Source organism: Arthrobacter rhombi (assembly GCF_900163545.1).
In the GTDB taxonomy this organism is placed as follows: Bacteria; Actinomycetota; Actinomycetes; order Actinomycetales; family Micrococcaceae; genus Arthrobacter_H; species Arthrobacter_H rhombi_A.
This window is the reverse complement of record NZ_FUHW01000038.1, coordinates 379,950-404,450: the sequence shown is the minus strand read 5'-3', so window position 1 is coordinate 404,450 and position 24,501 is coordinate 379,950. Positions and strand designations below refer to the sequence as shown.

Annotated in this window: 23 protein-coding genes; 1 reads left to right on the top strand and 22 read right to left on the bottom strand. The window is 64.3% G+C overall.

Annotated elements, in window-relative coordinates; all coding sequences use genetic code 11:
- Positions 1–65: 65 nt before the first annotated feature.
- The 10 genes from pyk to hisI all read right to left on the bottom strand — a co-directional run bounded on the left by pyk (position 66) and on the right by hisI (position 14,200).
- Complete coding sequence (gene pyk / locus FM101_RS12310) at positions 66–1,607, bottom strand: pyruvate kinase (RefSeq protein ID WP_086999991.1); 1,542 nt, start codon at positions 1,605–1,607, stop codon at positions 66–68.
- A 61-nt stretch (positions 1,608–1,668) separates the two neighbouring features.
- Positions 1,669–3,126, bottom strand: coding sequence for a glutamate synthase subunit beta (locus FM101_RS12305; RefSeq protein ID WP_086999989.1), 1,458 nt, complete (start codon positions 3,124–3,126; stop codon positions 1,669–1,671).
- Positions 3,119–7,732 (bottom strand): glutamate synthase large subunit, encoded by a 4,614-nt coding sequence (gltB, locus tag FM101_RS12300; RefSeq protein ID WP_086999987.1) that lies wholly within the window; start codon positions 7,730–7,732, stop codon positions 3,119–3,121. Before gltB ends, FM101_RS12305 begins: the two co-directional genes overlap by 8 nt.
- Positions 7,733–8,123: 391 nt before the next feature.
- A complete protein-coding gene (gene trpA, locus FM101_RS12295; protein ID WP_086999985.1) occupies positions 8,124–8,921 on the bottom strand; it encodes a tryptophan synthase subunit alpha in 798 nt (265 codons plus the stop codon).
- Positions 8,918–10,219 (bottom strand): tryptophan synthase subunit beta, encoded by a 1,302-nt coding sequence (gene trpB, locus FM101_RS12290; RefSeq protein WP_179204317.1) that lies wholly within the window; start codon positions 10,217–10,219, stop codon positions 8,918–8,920. The genes trpA and trpB overlap by 4 nt, the downstream gene beginning before the upstream one ends.
- 48 nt (positions 10,220–10,267) lie before the next feature.
- Positions 10,268–11,098, bottom strand: coding sequence for an indole-3-glycerol phosphate synthase TrpC (trpC, locus tag FM101_RS12285; RefSeq protein ID WP_086999983.1), 831 nt, complete (start codon positions 11,096–11,098; stop codon positions 10,268–10,270).
- Between the two features lie 2 nt (positions 11,099–11,100).
- Positions 11,101–11,370 carry an HGxxPAAW family protein gene (locus tag FM101_RS12280; protein ID WP_241895276.1) on the bottom strand — a complete coding sequence of 90 codons (270 nt, stop codon included), beginning with the start codon at positions 11,368–11,370 and terminating at the stop codon, positions 11,101–11,103.
- A gap of 122 nt (positions 11,371–11,492) precedes the next feature.
- Positions 11,493–12,215: a Trp biosynthesis-associated membrane protein gene (locus FM101_RS12275; protein ID WP_086999981.1), complete on the bottom strand. Its 723-nt coding sequence runs from the start codon at positions 12,213–12,215 to the stop codon at positions 11,493–11,495.
- Positions 12,212–13,768 (bottom strand): anthranilate synthase component I, encoded by a 1,557-nt coding sequence (locus FM101_RS12270; protein ID WP_086999979.1) that lies wholly within the window; start codon positions 13,766–13,768, stop codon positions 12,212–12,214. Before FM101_RS12270 ends, FM101_RS12275 begins: the two co-directional genes overlap by 4 nt.
- Before the next feature lie 33 nt (positions 13,769–13,801).
- Entirely contained in the window at positions 13,802–14,200 is a 399-nt protein-coding gene (gene hisI, locus FM101_RS12265) for a phosphoribosyl-AMP cyclohydrolase (protein WP_086999977.1), read from the bottom strand.
- A 91-nt stretch (positions 14,201–14,291) separates the two neighbouring features.
- Between hisI and FM101_RS12260 the strand changes: the two genes are divergently transcribed.
- Positions 14,292–14,927: a TIGR03085 family metal-binding protein gene (locus tag FM101_RS12260; protein ID WP_086999975.1), complete on the top strand. Its 636-nt coding sequence runs from the start codon at positions 14,292–14,294 to the stop codon at positions 14,925–14,927.
- A 3-nt stretch (positions 14,928–14,930) separates the two neighbouring features.
- On the opposite strand, the gene FM101_RS12255 is transcribed toward FM101_RS12260, so the two are convergent.
- From FM101_RS12255 to pnuC, 12 genes are all read right to left on the bottom strand, one after another.
- Complete coding sequence (locus FM101_RS12255) at positions 14,931–15,290, bottom strand: DUF488 domain-containing protein (RefSeq protein WP_086999973.1); 360 nt, start codon at positions 15,288–15,290, stop codon at positions 14,931–14,933.
- Between the two features lie 62 nt (positions 15,291–15,352).
- A complete protein-coding gene (locus FM101_RS12250; protein ID WP_086999971.1) occupies positions 15,353–16,333 on the bottom strand; it encodes a squalene cyclase in 981 nt (326 codons plus the stop codon).
- 89 nt (positions 16,334–16,422) lie between these two features.
- On the bottom strand, positions 16,423–17,220 hold the full coding sequence (locus FM101_RS12245) for a DUF2785 domain-containing protein (RefSeq protein ID WP_086999969.1): 798 nt from the start codon (positions 17,218–17,220) through the stop codon (positions 16,423–16,425).
- Between the two features lie 169 nt (positions 17,221–17,389).
- Positions 17,390–18,109 carry a GNAT family N-acetyltransferase gene (locus FM101_RS12240; protein ID WP_086999967.1) on the bottom strand — a complete coding sequence of 240 codons (720 nt, stop codon included), beginning with the start codon at positions 18,107–18,109 and terminating at the stop codon, positions 17,390–17,392.
- Between the two features lie 22 nt (positions 18,110–18,131).
- Complete coding sequence (hisF, locus tag FM101_RS12235; RefSeq protein WP_086999964.1) at positions 18,132–18,902, bottom strand: imidazole glycerol phosphate synthase subunit HisF; 771 nt, start codon at positions 18,900–18,902, stop codon at positions 18,132–18,134.
- 12 nt (positions 18,903–18,914) lie between these two features.
- Positions 18,915–19,763, bottom strand: coding sequence for an ATP phosphoribosyltransferase (gene hisG / locus FM101_RS12230; RefSeq protein ID WP_086999962.1), 849 nt, complete (start codon positions 19,761–19,763; stop codon positions 18,915–18,917).
- Between the two features lie 80 nt (positions 19,764–19,843).
- Positions 19,844–20,107, bottom strand: coding sequence for a phosphoribosyl-ATP diphosphatase (locus FM101_RS12225; RefSeq protein ID WP_086999960.1), 264 nt, complete (start codon positions 20,105–20,107; stop codon positions 19,844–19,846).
- Positions 20,108–20,196: 89 nt separating this feature from the next.
- Complete coding sequence (ribH, locus tag FM101_RS12220) at positions 20,197–20,679, bottom strand: 6,7-dimethyl-8-ribityllumazine synthase (RefSeq protein ID WP_086999957.1); 483 nt, start codon at positions 20,677–20,679, stop codon at positions 20,197–20,199.
- The gene (gene ribB / locus FM101_RS12215; protein WP_087000080.1) at positions 20,679–21,935 is read right to left on the bottom strand and encodes a 3,4-dihydroxy-2-butanone-4-phosphate synthase; all 1,257 of its coding nucleotides are present in this window, start codon (positions 21,933–21,935) and stop codon (positions 20,679–20,681) included. Before ribB ends, ribH begins: the two co-directional genes overlap by 1 nt.
- 56 nt (positions 21,936–21,991) lie before the next feature.
- On the bottom strand, positions 21,992–22,618 hold the full coding sequence (locus FM101_RS12210) for a riboflavin synthase (protein ID WP_086999955.1): 627 nt from the start codon (positions 22,616–22,618) through the stop codon (positions 21,992–21,994).
- Positions 22,618–23,715, bottom strand: coding sequence for a bifunctional diaminohydroxyphosphoribosylaminopyrimidine deaminase/5-amino-6-(5-phosphoribosylamino)uracil reductase RibD (gene ribD / locus FM101_RS12205; RefSeq protein WP_241895278.1), 1,098 nt, complete (start codon positions 23,713–23,715; stop codon positions 22,618–22,620). The genes FM101_RS12210 and ribD overlap by 1 nt, the downstream gene beginning before the upstream one ends.
- Complete coding sequence (gene pnuC / locus FM101_RS12200; protein WP_087000076.1) at positions 23,712–24,416, bottom strand: nicotinamide riboside transporter PnuC; 705 nt, start codon at positions 24,414–24,416, stop codon at positions 23,712–23,714. The genes ribD and pnuC overlap by 4 nt, the downstream gene beginning before the upstream one ends.
- Positions 24,417–24,501: the final 85 nt, after the last annotated feature.

Below are 24,501 nucleotides of genomic sequence, written 5' to 3'. Positions count from 1 at the left end.
ACGGCGGTCGGCCCACCGAGGTGGGCCGACCGCCGTCGGACGTCAGTTGTCTGTGGCCCCGGGACCTAGTCGCCGTCGGGCCTCGGCGGGTTGGCCGGCTGGCCTTCGGCCGCCTGGGCCTTGGTCCGCCACGGGCCGACCTTCTCTCGGAAGGGTGCCTGGTTCCTGCTGCCTTCCAGCAGCTGGCCGGCGTCGGCGATGTCCCCAACCCGGTGGATCCGCAGCGAATTCGTGGAACCTGCCTGCCCGGGAGGTGAGCCGGCTGCGATCACGACCATGTCGTTGACCTCGGCCAGCCCCTCGGCCTGCAGCGACTGGTCGACCTGGGCCGTCATCTTGTCCGTGTGGTCGGCGTAGTCGACGAGGCGTGGCTGCACGCCCCAGACCAGCGTCAGGATGTTGTACGTATGCTTCAACGGGGTAAACCCAAGCACTGGCTTCGAGGGGCGCAGACGCGATAGGCGGCGTGCCGAATCACCTGATTGGGTGAAGGCGACGATGAACTTGGCATCGAGCTGGTCGGCGATTTCCACGGCGGCGCGGGTGATGGCCCCACCCCGGGTGCGTGGCAGGGTGCCGAGCGCCGGGATGCGTTCCAGGCCGTGGTCCTCGGTGGCAGAGATGATCCGGGCCATCGTCTCGATGGTCTCGATCGGGTACTGCCCTACCGAGGTTTCCCCCGAGAGCATGACGGCATCCGCCCCGTCCAGAACAGCGTTGGCACAGTCCGAAGCCTCGGCGCGAGTCGGTGTGGGTGACTCGATCATCGATTCGAGCACCTGGGTAGCAACGATCACCGGCTTGGCCCAGCGGCGGGCCAATTCCACGGCACGCTTCTGTACCAGCGGAACCTGTTCCAGCGGCAGTTCCACCCCCAGGTCGCCACGGGCCACCATGATCGAGTCGAAGGCGTCAATGATCTCTTCGAGGGCATCCACGGCCTGCGGCTTTTCGATCTTGGCGATCACCGGCAGACGGCGGCCTTCCTCGTCCATGATTTCGTGGACGCGTTCGATATCCGAGGCGTTGCGGACGAACGACAAGGCGATCATGTCCACGCCGGCCCGCAGGGCCCAGCGCAGGTCGTCTTCGTCCTTCTCGCTCAAAGCAGGGACGTTGACCGCGACGCCGGGGAGGTTGATGCCCTTGTTATTGGACACCTCTCCCCCGGTGATGACCTCGGTGACGACCTTGCGGTCATCGACCTCGACCGCACGCAGCGCGACCTTCCCGTCATTGACCAACAGGCGGTCCCCGACTTCAACATCCTGGGGCAGGCCCTTGAACGTCGTGGAGCAGATGTCCTTCGTGCCCTCGATGTCATCAATGGTGACGGTGAAACGGTCACCAACTTCCAACATATGCGGGCCATTGGAGAACCGGCCGAGCCGAATCTTCGGGCCCTGGAGGTCAGCGAACACGCCGACCGGGCGACCGAGTTTCTCCGAAGCCTGACGGACATTGGCCAGGTTCTCGGCGTGAGTTGAATACTCGCCGTGGCTCATGTTCAGCCGGGCCACATCCACTCCGGCCTGGATCGCCTGGAGCGTCTTCTCGAAGGTTCCTATGGCCGGCCCGAAAGTGGCCACAATCTTTGCGCGTCTCATACCGAAAGCCTATCCGCCTTAAAGTCGTCCGAAAACGGGGAAGCGGACGAATCCGCGACCCTCACATCATGTCGATGGGTCGATCGCTCGGTGCCACGGGGGCGGGCAACCGCGTCTCACCCATCAGGTACTTGTCCACTGCGGCGGCACAAGAGCGCCCTTCCGCAATGGCCCACACGATCAGCGACTGTCCGCGTCCGGCGTCACCGGCAGCAAACACGCCTGGCGTGTTGGTCATGTAGTAACCGTCTCGGGCGACATTGCCCCGGTCATCAAAATCGATCCCGGCCTGCTCATTCAGACCGGCGGGTTCCGGCCCGGTGAAGCCCAAGGCCAGAATCACGAGGTCGGCGGGAATCACATGTTGTGTTCCGGCCTTTGGCCGTCGGGCGCCGTCGATGTATTCCGTTTCCGAAACCATGACGCCGGTCACACGACCGTCCTCTCCTACGAACTCTACCGTAGATGCCAGATAGGTCCGGTCACCGCCTTCCTCATGTGACGAAGCCACTTCGAAAAGAGTCGGGCTCATCGGCCAGGGCTGGTGGGGCGAGCGTTCCCGCGGAGGCTGACGGCCGATGGCCAACGAGGTGACCGAGACGGCCCCCTGGCGATGCGTGGTGCCGATACAGTCGGATCCAGTATCGCCACCCCCGAGGACCACCACGCGCAGCCCTTCGGCGCTCATCGGCCGTGGCTCCGGGTGCCCGGCCACCCAACGGTTGGAGGGAACCAAGTAGTCCATCGCGAATTCGACCCCGTCCAATTCCCGACCAGGCAGGGGCAGATCTCGCGGTACGGTGGCCCCAGTGGCGACCACGACGGCGTCGTATCGTCGACGTAATTCGTCCCAAGTAATGTCATGTCCCACCTCGATATTGCACCGAAAGCGGGTGCCCTCGGCCCGCATCTGTTCAACGCGTCGTTCCAGCACCCGTTTTTCCATCTTGAAGTCCGGGATCCCGTACCGCAACAAACCACCGATGTCGTCGTCACGTTCATAGACCGCCACCGTATGACCGGCACGGGTCAACTGTTGCGCCACAGCCAGACCGGTGGGCCCGGAGCCGACCACGGCAATCGTCTGGTCGGTATGGCGTTCGGCCATGACCGGGACGATGGACCCATCCTCGAAGGCCTGCTCGGCGATCGATACCTCGATCTCTTTGATGGTCACCGCCGGTTGGTTGATACCCAAAACGCAGGAACTCTCGCACGGTGCCGGGCAGAGCCGCCCGGTGAACTCCGGGAAGTTGTTCGTCTCATGAAGCCGCTCGCTTGCTTCGGCACGACGTCCCTGCCAGGTCAAGTCATTCCATTCCGGGATCAGGTTGCCCAGCGGGCAACCCTGATGGCAAAACGGAATACCGCAATCCATGCAGCGCGAGGCTTGTTCACGCAGCACACCCTCCTCCTGGCGTTCGTGGACCTCCCGATAATCCATGATGCGCACCCGCACGGGGCGGCTCGGCGCGGGAACCCGTTCGGTGACGGTCAGGAATCCGCGGGGATCAGCCATGATTAGCCTCCAAAATTCGGGTCCAGACAGTGACGCCGTCGGGGTCGAGTCCTTCACGTTCGGCCTGGCGCAGGGTGGCCGTGACTGCCGCGTAGTTCCGGGGAACGACGGCGGTGATACGTGCCGCGGTTGCCGGGAAATCGAAGAGCAGCCCTGCGGCGAGCGTGGAGCCGGTTTCCTCGGCATGACGGGTCAATAACGCCTTCACGAGGTCGCGTTCCGCGGTTTCCAGCGGACGCAACACCAATTCCCCCGTCTCGATCGCCTGCCGGTTGAAGACTCCCCGGTCGGCATCGAGGAGATAGGCGATGCCGCCCGACATGCCAGCCCCGAAATTCCTTCCCGTCCGGCCCAGGACCAGGGCGGTGCCACCGGTCATGTATTCGCAGCCGTGGTCCCCGATGCCTTCGGCCACCGCCGTGGCGCCGGAGTTGCGGACCAGGAAGCGTTCGCCGGCCAGCCCGCGCAGGAACATCTCACCACTGGTGGCCCCGTAGCCAACGACATTTCCGGCAATGACGTTCCGTTCGGCCACCAGGGTGCTGCCGCGACCGGGACGGAGAATGATCCGTCCGCCGGAAAGACCCTTGCCGACATAGTCGTTGGCGTCACCCAACAGCCGCAGGGTGATGCCCGCCGGGAGGAAGGCCCCCAGCGACTGTCCGGCAGGCCCCGTCAGGGTCACGTCGATGGTGTCGATGGCCAGTTCTTCGATGCCGAACCGCCGGGTCACCTCGTGGCCAAGCAGGGTGCCCACCGAACGATCGGTGTTCGCCACGTCCAGCGCAATGCGCACCGGCTCCCGGGTCTCGAACGCCTCCGCGCTCAGTTCGATGAGCTGGTTGTCGAAATGTCGCTCGAGCTGGTGGTCCTGGCCGATGAGGTTGCGCACCGGCGAGTCCCCGCCGACCGCATCATCCAGCACGGGACGCAGGTCCAGGCCCTCGGTCTTCCAATGCCGAACCGCCTCGCTGGTGTCCAGCAACCCGGCCTGCCCGATGGCCTCCTCCAGGCTGCGCAATCCGAGTTCGGCCAGCAGTTCGCGGACCTCCTGGGCCAAAAATTCGAAGAAGTTCACCACGAATTCGGGTTTTCCGGTGAAACGCGACCGCAGCAGCGGGTTCTGGGTCGCCACCCCCACGGGGCAGGTATCCAGATGGCAGACCCGCATCATCACACAACCCGAGACCACGAGAGGGGCCGTCGCGAAGCCGAACTCCTCGGCGCCCAGCAGGGCGGCGATGACGACGTCCCGACCTGTTTTGAGCTGACCGTCCACCTGCACCACCACGCGCTCACGCAGCCCGTTCAGTCGCAACGTCTGTTGCGCCTCGGCCAGGCCGAGCTCCCACGGGGCGCCAGCATGTTTGAGGGAGTTCAACGGCGAGGCCCCCGTTCCGCCGTCGTGCCCTGAAATGAGTACGACGTCGGCGCGTGCCTTGGTCACCCCGGCGGCCACGGTGCCAATACCAATGCCCGAGACCAGTTTGACGTGGATCCTGGCCCGAGGATTGGCCCGTTTGGCGTCGTGAATCAGTTGCGCGAGATCTTCGATGGAGTAGATGTCGTGGTGTGGTGGAGGGGATATCAGGCCCACCCCCGGGGTGGAGTGCCGGGTCCGGGCGATCCACGGGTAGACCTTCTGGCTCATCAGCTGCCCGCCCTCACCGGGTTTCGCGCCCTGGGCCATCTTGATCTGGATATCCTCTGCCTGCGTCAGGTACAGGCTGGTTACCCCGAAACGACCCGAGGCGATCTGCTTCACCGCCGAACGCCGTTCGGGATCCAGCAGCCGGTCGATATCTTCGCCCCCCTCACCGGTGTTGGATTTGCCGCCGAGCCGGTTCATCGCGATCGCCAACGTCTCATGGGCTTCCTGTGAGATGGAGCCGTAGCTCATCGCCCCGGTAGCGAAACGCTTGACGATCTCCGACACGGGTTCCACATCGTCGATCGGGACCGGTTGCCGGTCCCCGGTTTTGAACCGCAGCAGGCCGCGTAGGGTCATCAGCTCCCGCGACTGGTCGTCAATGCCCCGGGTATAGGCCTTGAAGATGTCGTAGCGGCGCTCCCGGGTGGAATGTTGCAGCCGGAACACCGTTTCGGGGTTGAACAGGTGGGGCGGACCGCCGCGACGGTATTGGTATTCGCCGCCGGTCTGCAATCGCTTATGGGGTTCCTCGACGCCGTCGGGCAGGTAGGCGAAGGCATGCCGGGACGCCGTTTCGGCGGCGATGACGTCCAGGCCGACACCGCCCAACGGGGAATGCGTGCCAGTGAAGTACTGGTCAATGAACTGCGCGGAGAGCCCGAGCGCATCGAAGGTCTGGGCGCCGCAGTAGGAGGCCACCGTCGAGATCCCCATCTTGGACATGATCTTCAGCACCCCCTTGCCCAGCGCCTTGATCAGGTGGTGGTGGGCGGTCGCAACCGCCACGTCGCCCAAATGTCCGGCGTCGGACATCTCCTCCACGGTCTCCAAGGCCAGATACGGGTTGATCGCCGAGGCCCCGAAACCGATCAGCACGGCCACATGATGGACCTCGCGGACGTCGCCGGCCTCGATCACCAGTGAGGTCTTGGTGCGGTTCGCGCTGCGCAGCAGGTGGTGGTGCACCGCCGAGGTCAGCAGCAGGGAGGGGATCGGAGCCCACTGGGCGTTGGAGTCGCGGTCCGAGAGCACCACGTACTTCACCCCGCGGTTGAGTCCTGCGGACACTTGCTCGCAAATCTCCTGCAACCGGTTTTTCAGTTCGCCCGCTCCCCCGCCGACCCGGTACAGGCCGCGCACCTTCAACGAGGACTTCCCCCCGGTTTCATCGCGGATATTGGCGATCTTGGCCAGCTCGTCGTTGGTGATGACCGGGAAATCCAAGGACACATGGCGGGTTCCCACCTGCGCCGGATCCAGCAAGTTGCCGTCGGGGCCGATCGAGGTGGTCATGCTGGTCACCACTTCTTCCCGGATCGAATCCAACGGCGGGTTGGTGACCTGGGCGAAGGACTGCACAAAATAGTCGAACAGCAGCCTCGGGCGCTCGGAGAGGACGGCGATCGGGGTATCGCTGCCCATCGCGCCCAGCGGTTCGGCGCCGTTGCGGGCCATCGGAGCCAAGAGGATGCGTTTTTCCTCTTCGGTGTAGCCGAAGGTGCGCTGCCGCAATTGGACCGAGGCCGGGTTATGCGAAACGTGTTCGCGGTCGGGCAGATCGTCCAGGGACATCAGGTTCTCCCCCACCCATTCACGCCACGGCTGGGCGGCGGCGACGTCGGCCTTGATTTCCTCGTCTTCGATGATCCGCCCGGCCTCGGTGTCAATCAGGAACATCCGGCCCGGGGCGACGCGCCCCTTGCGCACGATACGATCCTCCGGGATGTCCAGCACACCGACCTCGGAGGCCAACACGACCAAGCCCTCGTCGCTGACCCAGTAGCGGGCCGGGCGCAGGCCATTGCGGTCCAGCACGGCGCCGACCAGGCTTCCATCGGTGAAGGCGACCGCCGCCGGTCCGTCCCACGGTTCCATGAGCATGGAATGATACTGGTAGAAAGCCCGCAGGTCCTCGCCCATCTCGGTGTGGTTTTCCCACGCTTCAGGGATCATCATCATGATGGCGTGGGTGATGGGCCGACCCGAGAGCATCAGGAGTTCGGCCACCTCGTCGAAGGAGGCCGAATCGGAGGCCCCCGGCGTGCAGATCGGGAACAGGTCATCCGGGTCCTCCCCCAACAGGGGTGAGGCGAGCTGGGACTGGCGGGCCCGCATCCAGTTGCGGTTCCCGCGCACCGTGTTGATCTCGCCATTATGGGCGATGGCGCGGAACGGCTGGGCTAGAGGCCAGGACGGGAACGTGTTGGTGGAGAACCGCGAATGGACGATGGCCAGCACGCTGGTATAGCGCGGATCCGATAGATCCGGGTAGAACGGTTCGAGTTGTGCGGTGGTCAGCATCCCCTTGTAGACCAGGGTGCGCGAGGAGAGCGAGGGGAAGTAGACTCCATATTTGTTTTGCGCACGTTTGCGCAGACGGAAGGCGCGGCCATCCAGCCGCAGCGGATCGCAGGCCTCGCCCGGGTCGGCTTCGACGATGAAGAGCTGGACCATTCGGGGCATGCACGAGCGGGCCAGGGCCCCGATCAAGGACATCGCTGTCGGAACCCTGCGCCAGCCCAGGACCTGCAGGTCCTCGCCGACCGCCAGTTCCTCGATCCCGGCCCGGGCCGCGGCTTCGCCGGCGTCGTCATCGGGGAGGAAGGCCATTCCGGCGGCGTAGCGGCCGGGGGCGGGCAGCTCGAAGTCGACGACTTCCCGGAAGAATTCATCGGGCAGCTGGGTGAGAATTCCGGCTCCGTCTCCAGACCCCTCGTCGGCGCCGACGGCGCCGCGGTGTTCGAGGTTACGCAGGGCTCGAAGTGCGTTGTCCACGATCTGATGAGTGGGTTTTCCGTGCAGATTGGCGACCATCGCCAGGCCGCAGGCGTCTTTTTCCTGGTCGGGCTGGTAGAGCCCCTGGGCCCGGGGTAGAACTGAGAAGCGGGTGAAGGGCGAGGACGTGTCCTCGCCCTGGCCCCGGGGGGCATTTTGCTGGTCTCCGGTCAGGTTCATGGTGTTCCTCTCGTGCCGACTCGGCGGGACCCGCCGTCAACACGACAGGCCTTACCGCAGGTACAGGTGTTCGAAGGACGGTGTACCGGGGGTGAGGGGCATCAGGGCCTTCGACCGAGCGTCGCAGAAAACCTGGGGATCCGGTTCGGCGTCGTATCGGTGGCTCACATCGTCGTGAAGTGTGGCCGCGTCGACTCGTGGTGACGGTGAGGCTGCATCCGCATCTTCTCCGCGAACGGGTGCTGGCCCGTCGGAGGAAAACCGTTTTTTTAGAGTAGCAGTAGTTCGGCTGACGGAGCAGGGGCCGACTGATTTTTTTTCGTAGGGCGCGTCCGGTCTCGGGAAGGCCGGGGCGCGGGACGACAGCTGGGCTCCGCCGTCGTCCCGCTCGTCAGGAATCCGCAGGAGCGGTGCGTCCACTCAATTCGGCGGCCAGCGCGGCCACGGCTTTGACCCCACCGTCGCGCAGGGCGGCTACCAGAGCGGTGCCGACGATGACGCCGTCTGCGTAGGCACCTATTTCACGGACATGCTCGGCTTTGGAGACCCCGAGTCCGACGCAAGCCCGTGGCGCTCCCGCCTCGTGCGCGGCATCAACGACGGCCTGGGCGGCGGAGGAGACCGAAGTCCGGGCTCCGGTGACCCCCATGATCGATACGCAGTAGACGAAGCCGCGACTGGCTTCCACCGTGGCGCGCATGCGTTCGGGCGTGGAACTCGGGGCAACGAGGAAGACCCGGTCGAGACCGTATTGATCGGAGGCCTCGAACCATTCGGAGGCTTCGTCGGGCACGAGGTCAGGGGTGATCAGTCCCGCACCACCTGCTTCTGCCAGACGTCGAGAGAACTCGTCAACACCGAGGCGTAGTACCGGGTTCCAATAGGTCATGACCATCACAGCGGCATCGCAACGCTCGGTAATACCGCGGACGATGTCGAAGACCTGGGCGACGCGGAATCCCTGGGCCAGCGATTGCACGGTGGCTGCCTGGATGACCGCCCCGTCCATGACCGGATCAGAGTAGGGGATGCCCACCTCGATGATGTCGGCGCCGTTTTCGGCGACGGCTACCGCTGCGTCGATGGTGGTCTGGATATCGGGGAAGCCGGCGGGCAGGTAGGCAATCAGTGCCGGACGGCCCTGGCTGCGGGCCCGCTCAATGGCTGCTTCTGAAGTCATACGGGTCATTCTGCTGCCCCTTCGTCCGTGTCGATGAGGTGGAACCATTCGGCAGCGGTCCCCACATCCTTATCACCGCGGCCCGAAAGGTTCACGATGATCGTCTTTTCCTGTGGGTCTCCCCCGGCCTCAGCCAGTTTTCGGCCGACGCGCAGAGCCCCGGCCAGAGCATGCGCCGACTCGATGGCCGGGATGATGCCTTCGGTCCGTGAGAGCAAGCTGAAAGCATCCATGGCCTCGGTATCGGTCACCGGTTCGTAGGTGACCCGTCCGATGTCGTGCAGGTAGGAGTGTTCAGGGCCGACGCCCGGGTAGTCGAGCCCCGCTGAGATGGAGTGCGATTCGATGGTTTGCCCATCCTCGTCCTGCATGAGATAGCTCCGTGCCCCGTGCAGCACCCCGGGCCGTCCCAAGGTGATGGTGGCGGCATGGCGGTCGGTGTCGACGCCGTCGCCTCCTGCTTCGAAACCGTAGATGGCCACGGAGGGGTCGTCGAGGAAACCGTGGAAGATCCCGATGGCATTGGAGCCTCCGCCGATGCAGGCGCAGACGGCGTCGGGCAATCGGCCGGTCTGGGCCAGGATCTGTTCGCGGGCCTCCTCGCCAATGACCTCGTGGAAGTAGCGGACCATGGCCGGGAACGGGTGGGCACCGGCAGCGGTCCCCAGCAGGTAGTGGGTGTTGTCGACATTGGCGACCCAATCTCGCAAGGCCTCGTTGATCGCGTCCTTCAAGGTTTGCGATCCGGCGGTGACCGGGATGACCTCGGCACCCAGCAGACGCATTCGGGCCACGTTCAGTGATTGCCGACGCGTGTCTTCGGCTCCCATGTACACCACGCATTCCATGCCCATGAGTGCTGCAGCGGTCGCACTGGCGACTCCGTGCTGTCCGGCTCCCGTTTCGGCGATGATGCGGGACTTTCCCATACGTTTGGCCAACAGCGCCTGGCCGATGACGTTGTTGATCTTATGGCTTCCGGTGTGGTTGAGATCTTCGCGTTTGAGGAAAACCCGGACACCCCCGGCATGCTCGGAAAAACGTTTAGCCTCGGTCAGCAGCGAGGGACGCCCGGAATAGTTGCGGTTGAGTTCTTTGACTTCGTCGATGAAGTCCGGGTCGGCTTTGGCTTTTTCGAACGTGTCATTGAGTTCGTCCAAGGCGGCAATCAGCGACTCAGGCATCCATCGGCCACCGAATTCACCGAAATACGGGCCCGGGGCGTGGCGCAGGCTCCTGCCTTCGGCCAGGAACGCGTCGGCGGGGTGTTCTGCGGAAACCGCGGGATCTTCTGGTATCTGGCTCATGCGGGGCCTTCCTTCGTTCGGGCGTGGTGGAGGGCTGTCAGTAAGGGGTCAGCGTCCACGCGGGGGCTTGGCCGCACTGCCGGCCTCGATGAACGAGCGCAGGGCGGTGAGTGGATCGTTGTCCTTGACGAGTGCTTCGCCGACCAGCACCGCGTCTGCACCCTGAGAGCCGTAGAGTCCGACGTCTTCGCTGCTGCGGATGCCCGACTCGGCGACCATGACCACGGAGTCCGGAATGTTCCCGGACAGCCGGGCGAAAGTCTCCCGGTCCACATCAAGGGTTTTGAGGTTGCGGACGTTAACCCCGATGATCCGGGCGCCGACGCGCAGGGCACGCTCGACTTCCCCGGGGGTATGGGTCTCCACGAGGGCGTTCATCCCCAGATCGTGGGTGAGGTCCAAGAACGAACCCAACTGCTCATCGTCCAAAGCGGCGACAATGAGCAGGACAAGATCGGCTCCGTGAGCACGGGCTTCGTAGATCTGGTAAGGATCAACGGTAAAATCCTTGCGCAGCAGCGGGGTTTCCACTGCTGCACGCACGGCGTCGAAATCTGCCAGAGACCCGCCGAAGCGGCGCTGCTCGGTGAGCACGGAGATCACCGATGCTCCCCCATCGCGGTATTGGCGAGCCAGGACCGCGGGTTCGGGAATATCGGCCAGAGCCCCCTTCGAGGGGCTGCGCCGTTTGACCTCGGAGATCACATGGAGCACCTGATCGCGTTGGGCCTGATCGTTGTGGCCGCCCAGGGCGGCGAAGGCGTCACGGGCTGGTGGGGCCGCCTGCGCCCGAGCCCGGATGGCTGCATCGCCGACCCGCAGCCGACGTTCGTGCAGGTCCTCGCGAACTCCGGAAATGATGTCCTCGAGAACGCTCACGATTAGTGTCCGTCGTTATTCGACCGGTGTCCTCCGACGCCGAAGCCAATCATGCGCATGACGAAGCCGGCGATGAGCCCGAGGATGATGATGACGATGCCGATGTAGACGCCGACTTCGGCGTGCAGGGCGAAGGAGATGCAGCCGACGAGGAAGCCCAGGAAGATGATGCCGACGCCCGTCCAGGCAGCGATGCTGTTTCCGTGTCCGACGGGCTCGGTGAGTACCGGGTCCGGGCCGTGCTCGGTCTGGACGGTCGCGTTGCTTGCCATGATCTGATCTACTCCTCAGTGCCTCAAGTATCCCCGGTCTTATTCGGGGCCAAACTGTGTTCTATTCTGCCATTCTTTTGGTGGCCGTGAGGCCATGTTGCGCCCGAGACAGCCGGGCGTGGCTAACCCGTGGGGTCTTCACCGCGGGACAAGCTGTCCCAACCGTCAATTTCGTCCATCGAATCCTCGCCCTCGGGGGCCGCCGGCGTGACGGCCAGGCCCGCCGACGCTGGCCCCGGTTCCGTCGCCGCTGCGTCGTCAGTGCTCGAGGGGTCCGCCCCCGGGGCCGGGGCGCTCTGGACGGCAGGTGCCGGGGTGTACTTCCGGCTGGCCTTCCAGCGGTGGCCGGCCACGGCCAACCACACGGCAGTGGCCATGATCCAGATGCCGATGACCACTGTCAGCCACGGCCAGAACGTCACGTCATAGTCTCCCTGGACCTTCAGGGTTCCCGCGGCCTCTCCCACCGTCGAAACTGCTGCTGAGACCGGGTCGGACAGCGCGCTGATCGCCGAGGCGGTGATACCCAACCCCGACAGGAGGATCAGCACGGCAATGACCCACCGCGCCAGCCGCCCGGCGATCGCGGCGGCGACCGATCCGGCCAGTACGACGACGGCTAGGGCCGCCACAGCGGTGGCTGCATCGTCACCGGATACGGTGAAGGGTTGCACGTTGATGGCCCCGCTGGAAGGAATGACATGGATCCAGGTCCTGGTGCTCATCGTCAGGGCGGCGATGGCGCCGATCACTCCGGCGGAGACAACCATGCGTTTGGACATCCAGCGCCCCCCGGCCTGTCGTTCAGGGGTCTTGTCGTTGGCGGGGTCGGTGGTCGGACTCATACGTCCTCCTTGGGTGCGGCCGGACGCAGGGTCCGTGCCGCCCAGACGGCCCGCAGCGGTGCTGCGGCCTTGTTGATGCTTTCCAATGATTCGGCGTCGGGGTCGGAATCTGCGACGATCCCGCCACCGGCTTGCACGTAGGCCCTGCCGTCTTTCAACAGGGCCGAGCGGATCGCGATGGCCAGGTCCATGTCTCCGGCAAAATCCAGGTACCCCACCACGCCGCCGTAGACGCCGCGACGGTGCGGCTCAAACTCATCGAGCAGCCGAAGGGCACGAGGCTTCGGGGCCCCCGAAAGGGTTCCTGCCGGGAAAGTTGCTGCCAGCACGTCGTAGGCGGTGGCCTGTGATTCCAAACGTCCGACGACGTTGGAAACCAAGTGCATGATGTGGCTGAAGCGTTCGACCTCCATGAACTGGGTGACCTCGACGCTTCCTGGTTCGCAGACCTTCGAGAGATCATTGCGGCTCAGATCGACCAACATGAGGTGTTCGGCCCGCTCCTTCTCATCGGAGAGCAAGTCCTTCTCATGCAGGGCATCGTCTTCGTAGGTTTCCCCGCGGGGCCGTGAGCCGGCGATGGGGTGGGTGACGACGTGGCGTTCGTTGACGGTGACCAGCGCTTCGGGTGAGGAACCGACGACGGCGTAGGTGGCGCCGTCAGCGTCTTCGAGGTTGTACAGGTACATATACGGGCTCGGGTTGGTCGTGCGCAGAATCCGATAGACATCCAACGGGTCGGCGGTGCATTCGAGTTCGAACCGTCGGGAGACCACGACTTGGAAGACTTCTCCATCGACGATGGCTTCCTTGCCACGCAGGATCGCCTGGCGATAGCCAGCTTCATCCCAGCTTTCCGTGACTGCCGCCATGAGCTCGCTGGTGGGGATCTGCGTCCCGGAGAAGACGGAGGCCGTCCCCGGGGTGGTTTCGGTCAGTGACTTCAGCATGACGTGCAGGCGGGACACGGCGTCGGCATAGGCCTCATCAACCCCCGTGTCGGCGCCATCCTGGTTGAGCGCATTGGCAATCAGCGTGACCGTGGAATCACGGTTATCCAGTACCGCCATGTCCCCCACGAGGTTCATGGCCAACTCGGGCAGACCGAGGTCGTCTCGTGGGGGGTTGGGCAGTTTCTCCCAGTGACGCACACTGTCCCAACCGATGAAGCCGACCATGCCTGAGGTAAATGGGGGCAGACCGTCAAGGGGTTCGGTGCGCAACCGGGCCACCGTATCGCGCAGGACCTCCACCGGTGTGCCCTGGGTCGGTACTCCTGCCGGTGGTGTCCCGATCCAGTGGGCCTTGCCGTCCCGTGTGGTCAGCGTCGCCGAGGATCCGCAGCCGATGAAGGAATAGCGGCTCCAGACGCCACCCGCCGCGGCACTTTCCATCAGGAAGGTTCCCGGGCGGCCTCCCGCGAGTCGTTCGTAGACGGCAATGGGTGTCACGGTGTCGGCCAGAACGCGCAGGTTCACGGGGATGACACTGCGGCTCCGCGCCAGTTCACGGAATTCCTCGAGAGTGGGGGAAACGACCCCGAATTCATGCATGTTGTACTGGTTTTCCTTGCGTTGTTGGAAGCTCTATGCGTCGGCCGGAGCCGGTCCTTCGACGACGGGAAGAGCCCGACCGTCGAAGCAGGTCCGTGTGCCGGTATGGCAGGCGGCCCCCACCTGGTGGACCTGGATCAGTAGCGCATCCCCGTCACAATCCCGTGCGGCCGAACGCACCAGTTGCTGGTGGCCCGAGGTGTCCCCCTTGCGCCAGTAGGTCTGACGTGACCTGGACCAGAAGGTGACCCTGCCGCTGGTGAGAGTCCGTCGCAGGGCCTCATCGTCCATCCACCCGAGCATCAGCACCTCACCGGTGTCATGCTGTTGGATGATGGCGGCCACCAGTCCATCGGCATCGCGTTTAAGTCCCGCAGCGATCTCTGGGTCGAGTGCGGTGTCCGGACGCTGGGGGGCTGGGTTGTGCGGCATCGTCTCTAGTCTACTGGCCTCGGACACGCGCCACGCAGTCGGTGACTCGGGTACCGGGCCGTAGGCCCCAGAACGTGCTAGCTTCAGGGGAATGCGATACGTACACCCGTCACGTGAAGTCCTCGCCGAGGTCCTGCTGGCAGCCGGGCCCGGCGAGCCGACCTTGTGCGCCGGTTGGAAGACCCAGCACTTGGCGGCACATCTGGTCCTCCGCGAGCACAGTCTTTGGGCCGCGGGGATCGCCGTTGGGGCGCTTCGCTCCCCCATGGAACGGCGGTTGCAGCAGGCGGCGCGTCGGGCCGAGGACCCCGGACACTATGCCGAGCTGGTGGACCGCTTTCTTCGAGGGCCTTCTGCCCTGTCACCGTTTTCTCTTCCTGCCGTGGGCCATGCCGCGAATCTCGTCGAATTTTTTGTTCATACCGAAGACGTCCGCAGGGCGGTGGATCGGTGGGCACCGCGCGTCCTGGACACGGACTATGCGGATGTTCTGTGGGCTGCCTTGATCCGTCAAGCTGCAGTTTTCTACCGGGGTACCGACGTGGGCATCATCCTGCGCCGTCCAGAGGGCCAACGCCATGTGGTCCGCAAGGCCTCCACTTCGGTGGCCATCACCGGGGATCCCGGAGAACTGCTGATGCACGCGCTCGGACGGCGCAATCATGCACTGGTGACGTTTGAAGGCTCCCCCGACGCCCTGGCCTTGTTCTCGAGCTCCGAAGGGTAGCTTCTAGGATTCTTCGAGAATCTTCGCCAGAACAGCGGCCTGGCTGTGATCGATATCCTTGGTTGCGGATAACAACGTCAGCCGTTTGCCGCGCACGCAATCCTTGAGTTTCTGCAGCGCAGCCCGACCGGTTTCGGTGTCGAGTTCCGAACGGTATTTTTTGGCGAATTCCTCGAACTTTTCCGGATCGTGGCCATACCATTGACGTAATTCGGTCGACGGAGCCACGTCTTTATTCCAGTCGTCGAGCGCAGCATCGGTCTTCTTGATTCCCCGCGGCCAGATCCTGTCCACGAGGACCCGTGTTCCGTCATTGTGGCTGGGCTCTTCTTGGACTCGCCGGACCCACACATTCAACGACATTGCCCCTCCTCGGATGGCTTTTCTCGGAGCATACCCCGGGTGAAGCCCGGGGCGAATGCCCGTCACCGTAACGCTGATGCTTCGGAGTCCCACCACTGAAGTACCCGGAGGCCCCACAAGGTGAGCCATTTCGACGGTTCACCGGGCGGAACATCGACGTCAAACCACGTCTGCCCCGGCAGCCGCGCCTGCTGCTGCCACGTGCCGTCTGGGGCCCGGGCTGCACGGATCATCCCAATCGCCGCTGACAGTCGGGCATCTGGCGGAGTGCCCTCCAGGAGCGCAGCATCCCGAAAATGTTCCAGTGCGGCGAGGGCACTGTATCGGTGGCGATTCGGGTAGACGAGTTGCCAGGCGAACTCTCCGACGAGTTCTCCGGTCGTCTGCCGGTAGAGCAGTCGTCGTTTCAATAGGTATTCTTCACCGCCGTGGCGGGCAACACGTAGTGAGGTATCGCCGGTGATCTGCTCATAGGAGAGCATGCCGCGAACCGCGTTGAGGGTCGAGTGGAATGACGAACGCTTCGAGTCCCCTTCTTCGGCTTCACAATTCCATCCTCCGTCGGCCAGTCGATGGGCTGGAAACCAGTCGATGAGTCGTGAGACATCCGCGCCGAGCCACGCCCCGGTCGCCAGCGTGAAAGAGTTGATGCAGACATCGACTTCTCCACCCCAATACGGCAGGTCTTCGTACTCCCACGTACTGTTGCTGGCGAGTTTTTCGGCTGTTCCTGCCAGCGCCTCAGCATTAAGACCCCATTCACGCAGGTCCTTCAGGACCCAGGTGGTTGCCGTCCACGGCTGGCCCGGTTGATCGGCTTCAGCGCTACCAAAGAATCCTGCAGGAAAGAAAGCCCCACCGGCCCACTGCCCGTCGACTCCCTGCCGGGAGAGCAGATCGGCGCCGTAGCCAGTCGTCGCAACCTGCGCTCTCGTTGTCTTCCACACCGCAGGCTTCGCCTCGGCAAGATCCCTCTCGACTTGCCAACGCAAGGCAGGATCCGAGTCCAGAAGCCAATCGAGCGTCTCCGGTCTAGTTGCCATTCCTGCAGGCTACCGTCGAGGCCACCGAGGGGGAAGATCATTCGGAGGGCAGCCTGTGCTCCGTGCTGCCGTGACGCCACTGCGGCGGCTCACACGGCAGGAGGTCCAGCGCGGCCGGCCGGTCCTTGGAGATTCCACATCCAGGGGGAAGCGTGGTGGAGGACTTCTCGGAGCCTCTGCCTGAGCGCCGTGTGGTATTGGACACGAAGCGTGTGGCCTTCGTAGGTCATCTGTTCGCCCACCAGCAGGGCAACCACGCGCAGGGTCCGGATCGAGTTTGAGACGAAGGCGGGTACGGGGCCCGGTTCTCCCCGCAGGAATGCCTTTTCGACGGGTTCCACCCATTCGAGGGCGTCGGCTGGGTTCAGGTGCCGATTAGCCAGCGTGATGGCGATGGAAAATCCCAGCCGGTCATCTTCCTGATCACGCCAGATCCCCGGCCCCTGATGCAGCATCCTGCGGACCGCAAGGTCAAGGACGGGTCGTGGCGATTCCGTGGCCTTCCAACCGATGGCGCCGAGAACGTCGGCTCCGTGTGCCACGGCGTGGAGCCATCCACGGGTCATATCGTAGCCGGTGATGTCTGCTTCGCTGGCATACCAGCTCGCGAAGTGCGGGAACCAACCTGGTGAACAGACATCGCGGAGAATCAGCGGGACGAGTGCCAGCGCCGCGAAACTTCTGGCTTCCACGCGGTCGTGGGACAGCCTTTCCACCAACGTCGCCCCCAGGAAAGCCAACTGTGCTTCGGAAACGTGACCTCTATCCACCAGCTCGCAGAGCCTGCCCAGCGATTCGCCGTCCCTCACGGTTGGATCGGGTGAGCTCAGATCTTCGAGCAGCTCGATGATCTCCACATCTGAAACATTCTCTCTCGACGGTGGCATTCCCTGAAACTAGCACGGAGCCGAGGGGCGGCCACTTACATCGCCCCGGACCCCAACGCCTGTCTGGCGTTCACAGGTCCCGAGCTGCGGGAACGGTGGTTGGCCATCGTGCGTGCGGATGGACCGAAAGGTACAACGAATCGTTGCCCCGATACAGCAGTCGGGTGGCTTAGAGCGCGCGCGTCCGGTAGTGGTAGGTGGATGCGGTGCTGAAGCCCAAGGCGTTGTAGAGCACGATCGCCCCCACATTGGACTCCCGAACCTGTAACCAGACGCCCGCCAATTCGCGGCGGTGGGCCTCGTGCAAGACCGCTTCCATCACCAGACGTGAGTAGCCCTGACGGCGGGCCTCAGGACGGGTGGTCACGCAGTAGATGCCCGCGTACTCCTCCACCGTGGCCAGACGCGCGATCGACTCGATCCGCCCATCCACCCGCAACGAGACATAGCTGGCCGGTGTGCCCGTCAGGATGCGCCGCGAAACGTCCCGATCATCCTCTGCAGCAGGTCCATCCTGATACCAAAACAGTTCGAGCCAGTCCTGCGGGGGCTCATCGGTAAATTCGATGCGGGTGTCGGGGACGATCTCGGCGAAGCGGTCCAGTTCCCAGCCGTCCATCACCTGAACCAGGGTGGGTGTTCCGACGGTGTAACCGCGGGCCGCCAAATAGGCGTCGAGGTCAGCGGGTTGTGCCGCCGGGGAAATCTGGAAGGTCGAGTTCAGCCAACGCGCGGCACTGCGCGTTTCGACTTCCTCGAGCGCGGCGTCGAGATCATTGGGTGCGCCAACCGGGAGCACGGAGTTGGCGCGCTGGCTGATTCCGGCCGAGAAACGTAAGGTCCACCCTCCGACGGCACTCTTTTCAAGAGCAGGCCACGCGGCATCCATCAGCCGGTCTAGCTCTTCTGGTTCAGCGAACAGGATAACCTGCCTCCTTAATGGCGTGTTTGACCCGGGCAATCATGTCGACCGGACCGAAGTGAAAGATCGAAGCCGCCAGAACCGCGTCGGCTCCAGCAGCGACTGCCGCCGGGAAGTCCCCGGGCGAGCCGGCACCGCCGGAAGCGATGATCGGCACGTTCACGGCAGCACGGACGGCAGAAATCATTTCCAGATCGAAGCCGTTCTTGGTCCCGTCCGCGTCGATCGAGTTCAGCAGGATCTCCCCGACCCCGCCGTCGGCGGCCTCACGGGCCCAGACCACGGCATCGATCCCGGTCCCGGTGCGTCCACCATGAGTGGTGACTTCGAATCCCGAGGGGAGGGAGGGGTCGCTGCTGCGTTTGGCGTCCACCGATAAGACCAGCACCTGGGAACCGAAGCGTTGGGTGATCTCCCGGATCACCTCGGGGCGCTTCACGGCAGCCGTGTTGATCGAGGCCTTATCGGCTCCGGCCCGCAGCAGGCGGTCGACATCCTCGACCGAGCGCACCCCACCGCCAACGGTCAAGGGGATGAAGACTTCTTCGGCCGTGGTGCGGACGACGTCGAACGTCGTTTCCCGGTCCCCGGAGGTGGCGGTCACGTCCAAGAACGTTAGTTCGTCGGCTCCTGCCGCGTTATAACGTTTGGCTAGTTCCACGGGGTCGCCGGCATCGCGCAGGCCTTCAAAGTTCACTCCCTTAACAACGCGTCCCGCATCGACGTCAAGACAGGGAATGACACGGATGGCTACAGTCACGGGTTGGGTCCCCTAAATACGAATGGCGTGGATGTTGGTCACGAGGATGGCGCGGGCGCCCAGCTCATAGAGTTCGTCCATGATCTTATTGGCTTGGGCCTGCTTCACCATCGAACGCACGGCCACCCAGTCGCCGTCGTGCAATGGTGAGACCGTGGGCGATTCCAATCCCGGGGTCAGTGCGCAGGCCTGGGCCACGAGATCCTTGCGGATGTCGTAGTCCAGCATCGCGTAGCGACGGGCCACCAGGACGCCTTGGAGGCGACGGGTGAGGATTTCCAGTCCATGCGGGTGTTCACCGGTACGCCCAATGAGCACGGCTTCGGATTCCAGGATGGCTTCGCCAAAGGTTTCCATCCCGGCCGCGCGCAGGGTGCTGCCCGTCTCGACAACGTCGGCGATCGCGTCGGCCACACCCAGACGAACCGAGGATTCAACGGCGCCATCCAGGCGGACCACCGCCGCGTTGATCCCCTGCTCTTCGAGGTAGCTCTTGAGCAGGACGTCGTAACTGGTCGCTACCCGCTTGCCTTCGAGCTGTTCAACGCCGGAGAAATCTCCCACGGGTCCGGCGAAGCGGAAGGTCGAGGCGCCCAGTCCCAGTGGCAGGAGCTCTTCGGCATCGCCGTTGACTCCGGCGTCGATGAACAGATCACGTCCGGTGATCCCCACGTCGAGGATGCCCCGTCCGACGTAGACGGCAATGTCGCGTGGTCGGAGGTAGAAGAACTCGATGTCGTTATCCGGGTCGACCATCACCAGTTCGCGGTTGTCGCGCCGCTGGCGGTACCCGGATTCGTTGAGCATGGCGGTGGCGGCCTCCGAGAGGGCGCCCTTATTTGGTACGGCTACTCGCAACATGGCGGTGCTCTTTTCTGTGCTGCTGTTCGGTGGTCTGCGCTCTCCTGGCCGCCGACCCCACCCTGGGCGGGGTTGGGCGGCTAGAGATGCTTATAGACGTCTTCCAGCGACAGTCCCTTGGCCAGCATCATGACCTGCAGGTGGTACAGCAGCTGCGAGATTTCTTCGGCTGCTTCCTCGTCGGTCTCGTATTCGGCGGCCATCCAGACTTCGGCTGCTTCTTCCACGATCTTCTTACCAATGCCGTGGACACCCGAATCTAGCTCCGCGATGGTGCGGGAACCCGCGGGACGGGTTTGTGCCTTTTCGGCCAGTTCGGCAAAGAGGGTGTCAAAGGTTTTCACCCTTCAAGCCTAGCCGTTGGCCACGCGCCGCCCCGACTCCGAGGTTTCAATGTGACGAAACCGACGATTCGGAGCGGCTGCGTGGACCGCTACGTTCCGGAGAGGGCCACGGCCGTCAGCAGCGCTGCCGACATGGCTTCGTGCCCTTTATCTTCCACCGACCCGGCCAGCCCGGCCCGGTCGAGGGCCTGCTGTTCGGTGTCACAGGTCAGCACGCCGAAGCCCACCGGAACCCCGGTATTGATCGAGACATTGGTCAGACCGGCCGTCGCCCCCTGACAGACGAAGTCAAAATGCGGTGTTCCACCGCGAATGACGACGCCCAGGGCGACAACGACGTCATAGTCCGGAGCGAGGCGGGCCGCGGCGACGGGCAGTTCGAAGGTGCCGGGAACCCTCACGAGTCGAGGGGCGGCAATGCCGGCCTCGGTCGCGGCGCGCAAGGCACCGTCAACCAGTCCGTCCATCACCTGCTGGTGCCAGCTGGCGGCAATGACGACAGCACGTAGTCCTGCTGTTCCTGCTGCCTTGAGTTCCTCGGTTCCGGTCTCGGGTGCTCCGTGTCCGCTCATCAGTGGTGCTCCTTGGTCGTGGGTGTGTTCGGTGCCGCAGGATCCGTCGAGGCGAAGGCCTCGGCCAAGATGCGGTGGGACATGCGTTCGCGTTTGGTCTGGAGGTACCGCGTGTTTTCGGGGCGAGCGACGATCGTGCTGGGGATCAACTCGGCGACGTCAACACCTGAATCGCGCAGCCATTGGGCTTTGAGGGGGTTGTTCGTGATCAGCCTGACCCGCTCCACGCCCATACTATGCAGGATCGCGGCGGCCGCATCGTAACGGCGGGCGTCCACGGGCAGCCCCAGCTGCTCGTTGGCTTGAACGGTATCCGCCCCTCCGTCCTGCAGCGAGTAGGCGCGGATCTTATTGGCCAGACCGATCCCGCGGCCCTCATGACCGCGTAGATAGACAATGGTTCCGCCGTCAACGGCGATGGCTGCCAAGGCGGCGTCGAGCTGCTCACCGCAATCACAGCGATAGGAGCCGAAAACATCACCGGTCAGGCACTCCGAATGTAGCCGCACCAGCGGGATATCGGTGCTGGCATGCTGTGGGGTCGGTGCCGTCAACGTCAGATGTTCCAGCCCCGTCTGTCGTTCGGTCCAGGCCTGGGCGGCGAAGGTTCCGTGCTCGGTGGGAACGGCAACAACCGGTCCCCCGAGCACCGCGGAAGGGGTGGACGGTTCCGGTTCGGCGTCCTGCTGTTCTGAGAGACGGGCGGCAAGATCCTCGATACTAATCAGCGGGATCGAGAATTCATCGGCAAAGACACGGAGGGCCGGTAGACGCATCATCGAACCGTCGTCGTGGATCAGCTCAGCGATCACGCCTACCGGCTGCACCCCTGCCAATCGGCACAGGTCAACGCTGGCTTCGGTGTGTCCACGTCGTTTCAGGACACCGCCGTCGACGGCCCGTAGCGGGAACATATGTCCGGGACGGTTGATCATTGACCCGTCACTGGCAGGATCGGCCAGCAGACGGGCGGTCAAGGCACGATCCGCACCGCTAATACCGGTGGTGATTCCCGCAGCAGCGTCACAGGAGACCGTGTAGGCGGTGCCTTTGGCATCCTGGTTGTCCTCCACCATCGGCGGCAACCCCAACTGGTCGGCCCGGCCCCCGGTCAGCGGGACACAGAGCACACCCGAAGAGTACCTGATGGTCCAGCCCAGGAGTTCGGGGGTGGCGAACTCCGCGGCGAAGATGATGTCGCCTTCGTTTTCGCGGTCCTCGTCATCGACCACGACGACGGGGCGCCCGGCAGCCATGGCCGCAACGGCGGCATCCACCGGGTCGAGCAGGGACTCCCCTGCCTCCCGGGGGCTCACCGTCGGCCTCCGTCGGAGAACGCGGCAAGCCGCTCGGCATATTTGGCCATCACGTCGACCTCCAGATTCACTGCGTCACCGGGTTGTCGCTGTCCCAGGACGGTTTCTCTCAGCGTGGTCGGGATGACCCCGACCTCGAAGTATTGTTCGTCTTCCGCGGCATCGGAAACGGTGGTCACGGTCAATGACACCCCGTCCACGGCAATCGACCCTTTACGGGCCACATAGCGGGCCAGCTCACGCTCCAACCCGAATCGTAGGCGCACCCAATTGCCTTCATCCTCGCGTTCCAGGACGGTTCCGGTGCCATCGACGTGGCCTTGGACCACATGCCCATCGAGACGACCGCCGGCGGGAACGCAGCGTTCCAGATTGACCTTCTGCCCGACGGCCAGCCCACCGGTGGTGGTCAGCCGGAGGGATTCGCCCATCACATCCAGGTCCACCTCGTCGCCGTTGATGGCCGTGGCCGTCAGGCAGACGCCGTTCACGGCCAGCGACCCGCCGATGCCCAGATCGGCGGCATGTCCTGGGGCGCTGATGCGCAGGATCGCTGCGTCCTGTCCCGAGACCTCGGACATTTCTTCAACATGACCTAATCCGGTAATGATTCCCGTGAACATCAGCGGGTCCCTTCGTGTTCGGAGGCCCGGTAGGCGGGCCCTGGTTGTGGTTCGAGATGGAGGACGATGTCGGAGCCCAGCAATTGGTGTGCTGGACCTCCGGCTTCATCAAATCGCCAGTGTCCGGCGTCGGACAGGGTTCCGATCCCCAGTTCGCCCACGGCGTGCCGTCCGGCCCCCAAAATGATCGGCGCCTGGTACAACCAGATCTCGTCGACCAGGTCGGCGGCGAGGAAGGCCGTGGCGATGGAGGCACCGCCCTCGATCATGGCGTGGTCGATGCCCCGTGCCGCCAGCGTCTCCAGGACGGCCGCCGGATCGTGGGTGTGGATCTGTAGATAGTTGTCATCGGCGGCGACCGCCGCACCGGGGGGCAGGTCGCGGTGGCCCATGATGACGCGCAATGGTTGGTGGGCGGGCCTCTGGCCGGCTGGATTCCTGGCGGTGAGCCGAGGATCATCGGCGATGATCGTCCCCGTCCCGGCGATAATAGCTTCGCAACGCGCCCTGATCAGGTGGGAGTGCTCACGAGCGCCGGTACCGGTGATCCACTGGCTGGTTCCGTCGGCGGCGGCGATCCTGCCGTCGAGGCTTTGCGCCAGATGCAGACTGGTGAAGGGCCGATCCGCTGCCCGGGCGCTAAACCAGCGATGGTTCAATCTGCGGGCCTTCTGACCCAATAATCCGGAAGCGACATCGACACCGGCGGCGACTAGGATCCCTGCCCCGCCGCCTGCTCGTGCCGTACCGTCGCTGGCCGCGTACACGACCCGACCGATTCCGCTGCGAGTAATGGCCTCGGCACAAGATCCGGTCCGACCCCGATGGGAACACGGTTCCAAGGTCGCCAGCATCGTCAGGCGCGCGGCGTGCTCCGAATCAACGGGGCCGAGGTCGCTCAGTGCCGCGGCTTCGGCATGGGCGGTACCTGCGCCACGATGCCAGCCGCTGGCCACGAGGCGCCCGGATTCGTCCAGGATGACCGCACCGACCAGGGGATTCGCGCCGCGGACCCCCTGGGCGGCCAGGTCGAGGGCTCGTTCCATGCCCTCATGTTCCACCGGGTGGTTCAGGACTGGCTGAGTCTGCCCGCTCATGCCGAGGTCCTGGTGATGGGATCGGGCATGGCTGTCTCCACGAGTGCTTGTTCCCGGTTCCTGGCCCGCCACCAGATGAAGAAGCCGGCCAGGGTGAAGCCACCATAGAAGAGGTACATGAACGCACTGGCGTAGTATCCGGCGCTGAAGAGCAAGGGGACCCCGACCACGTCGACGATGACCCAGAGAAGCCAGAACTCGACCCATCCCTTGGCCATGCCCCAGGTGGCCAGAAGTGACCCGACGAAGGTCCAGGCATCGGCCCAGACCGGTTCGTAGGAACCCAGAATGCGGAACAGTGGGGTCAACGCGATCGTTCCCACGATCATGATCACCCCGAGTGTCCAGCGTTCGCGACCGGTGGCCCAGCGAGGAGAGACTGCGGTGCCCGTTCCATCACCGCTGGCTTGTTTCCAGCGGCGGTAGCCGTAGACCGAGACGGCGATGAACATGATCTGACGGCCTGCCTGGCCCAGGAGGTTGGCGGCGTGGCCGGTGTCGAAGACGCTGCCGACGAAGACCGTGAGCAGCAACAGGTTGCCCACGATGCCGACCGGCCAGGCCCAGACTTTGCGGCGCATGCCGCCGACGGCGCTGGCCAGACCGAAGATGTTGCCGACGACTTCCCTCACCAGAAGCGAGCTGTTGCCGACAGGAATATTGGCGTTGAAAATATCAATGAGCCACCGCAGGGATTCCATCATTCCTCCTTATGAGCCGCGGCGGCTCCGGGGGAACGACAGTTGAGGCATCGGCGGACGGCGCGTCGAGGACGCCACCGGTCAC

What these genes read in the sequence shown, in the direction of transcription:
- pyk (WP_086999991.1), bottom strand. Translation starts at nt 1,607, where the DNA reads ATGAGACGCGCAAAGATTGTGGCCACTTTCGGGCCGGCCATAGGAACC.
- FM101_RS12305 (WP_086999989.1), bottom strand. Translation starts at nt 3,126, where the DNA reads ATGGCTGATCCCCGCGGATTCCTGACCGTCACCGAACGGGTTCCCGCG.
- gltB (WP_086999987.1), bottom strand. Translation starts at nt 7,732, where the DNA reads ATGAACCTGACCGGAGACCAGCAAAATGCCCCCCGGGGCCAGGGCGAG.
- trpA (WP_086999985.1), bottom strand. Translation starts at nt 8,921, where the DNA reads ATGACCCGTATGACTTCAGAAGCAGCCATTGAGCGGGCCCGCAGCCAG.
- trpB (WP_179204317.1), bottom strand. Translation starts at nt 10,219, where the DNA reads ATGAGCCAGATACCAGAAGATCCCGCGGTTTCCGCAGAACACCCCGCC.
- FM101_RS12280 (WP_241895276.1), bottom strand. Translation starts at nt 11,370, where the DNA reads ATGGCAAGCAACGCGACCGTCCAGACCGAGCACGGCCCGGACCCGGTA.
- FM101_RS12275 (WP_086999981.1), bottom strand. Translation starts at nt 12,215, where the DNA reads ATGAGTCCGACCACCGACCCCGCCAACGACAAGACCCCTGAACGACAG.
- FM101_RS12270 (WP_086999979.1), bottom strand. Translation starts at nt 13,768, where the DNA reads ATGCATGAATTCGGGGTCGTTTCCCCCACTCTCGAGGAATTCCGTGAA.
- hisI (WP_086999977.1), bottom strand. Translation starts at nt 14,200, where the DNA reads ATGCCGCACAACCCAGCCCCCCAGCGTCCGGACACCGCACTCGACCCA.
- FM101_RS12260 (WP_086999975.1), top strand. Translation starts at nt 14,292, where the DNA reads ATGCGATACGTACACCCGTCACGTGAAGTCCTCGCCGAGGTCCTGCTG.
- FM101_RS12255 (WP_086999973.1), bottom strand. Translation starts at nt 15,290, where the DNA reads ATGTCGTTGAATGTGTGGGTCCGGCGAGTCCAAGAAGAGCCCAGCCAC.
- FM101_RS12250 (WP_086999971.1), bottom strand. Translation starts at nt 16,333, where the DNA reads ATGGCAACTAGACCGGAGACGCTCGATTGGCTTCTGGACTCGGATCCT.
- FM101_RS12245 (WP_086999969.1), bottom strand. Translation starts at nt 17,220, where the DNA reads ATGCCACCGTCGAGAGAGAATGTTTCAGATGTGGAGATCATCGAGCTG.
- FM101_RS12240 (WP_086999967.1), bottom strand. Translation starts at nt 18,109, where the DNA reads ATGGATGCCGCGTGGCCTGCTCTTGAAAAGAGTGCCGTCGGAGGGTGG.
- hisG (WP_086999962.1), bottom strand. Translation starts at nt 19,763, where the DNA reads ATGTTGCGAGTAGCCGTACCAAATAAGGGCGCCCTCTCGGAGGCCGCC.
- ribH (WP_086999957.1), bottom strand. Translation starts at nt 20,679, where the DNA reads ATGAGCGGACACGGAGCACCCGAGACCGGAACCGAGGAACTCAAGGCA.
- ribB (WP_087000080.1), bottom strand. Translation starts at nt 21,935, where the DNA reads ATGGCTGCCGGGCGCCCCGTCGTCGTGGTCGATGACGAGGACCGCGAA.
- FM101_RS12210 (WP_086999955.1), bottom strand. Translation starts at nt 22,618, where the DNA reads ATGTTCACGGGAATCATTACCGGATTAGGTCATGTTGAAGAAATGTCC.
- ribD (WP_241895278.1), bottom strand. Translation starts at nt 23,715, where the DNA reads ATGAGCGGGCAGACTCAGCCAGTCCTGAACCACCCGGTGGAACATGAG.
- pnuC (WP_087000076.1), bottom strand. Translation starts at nt 24,416, where the DNA reads ATGGAATCCCTGCGGTGGCTCATTGATATTTTCAACGCCAATATTCCT.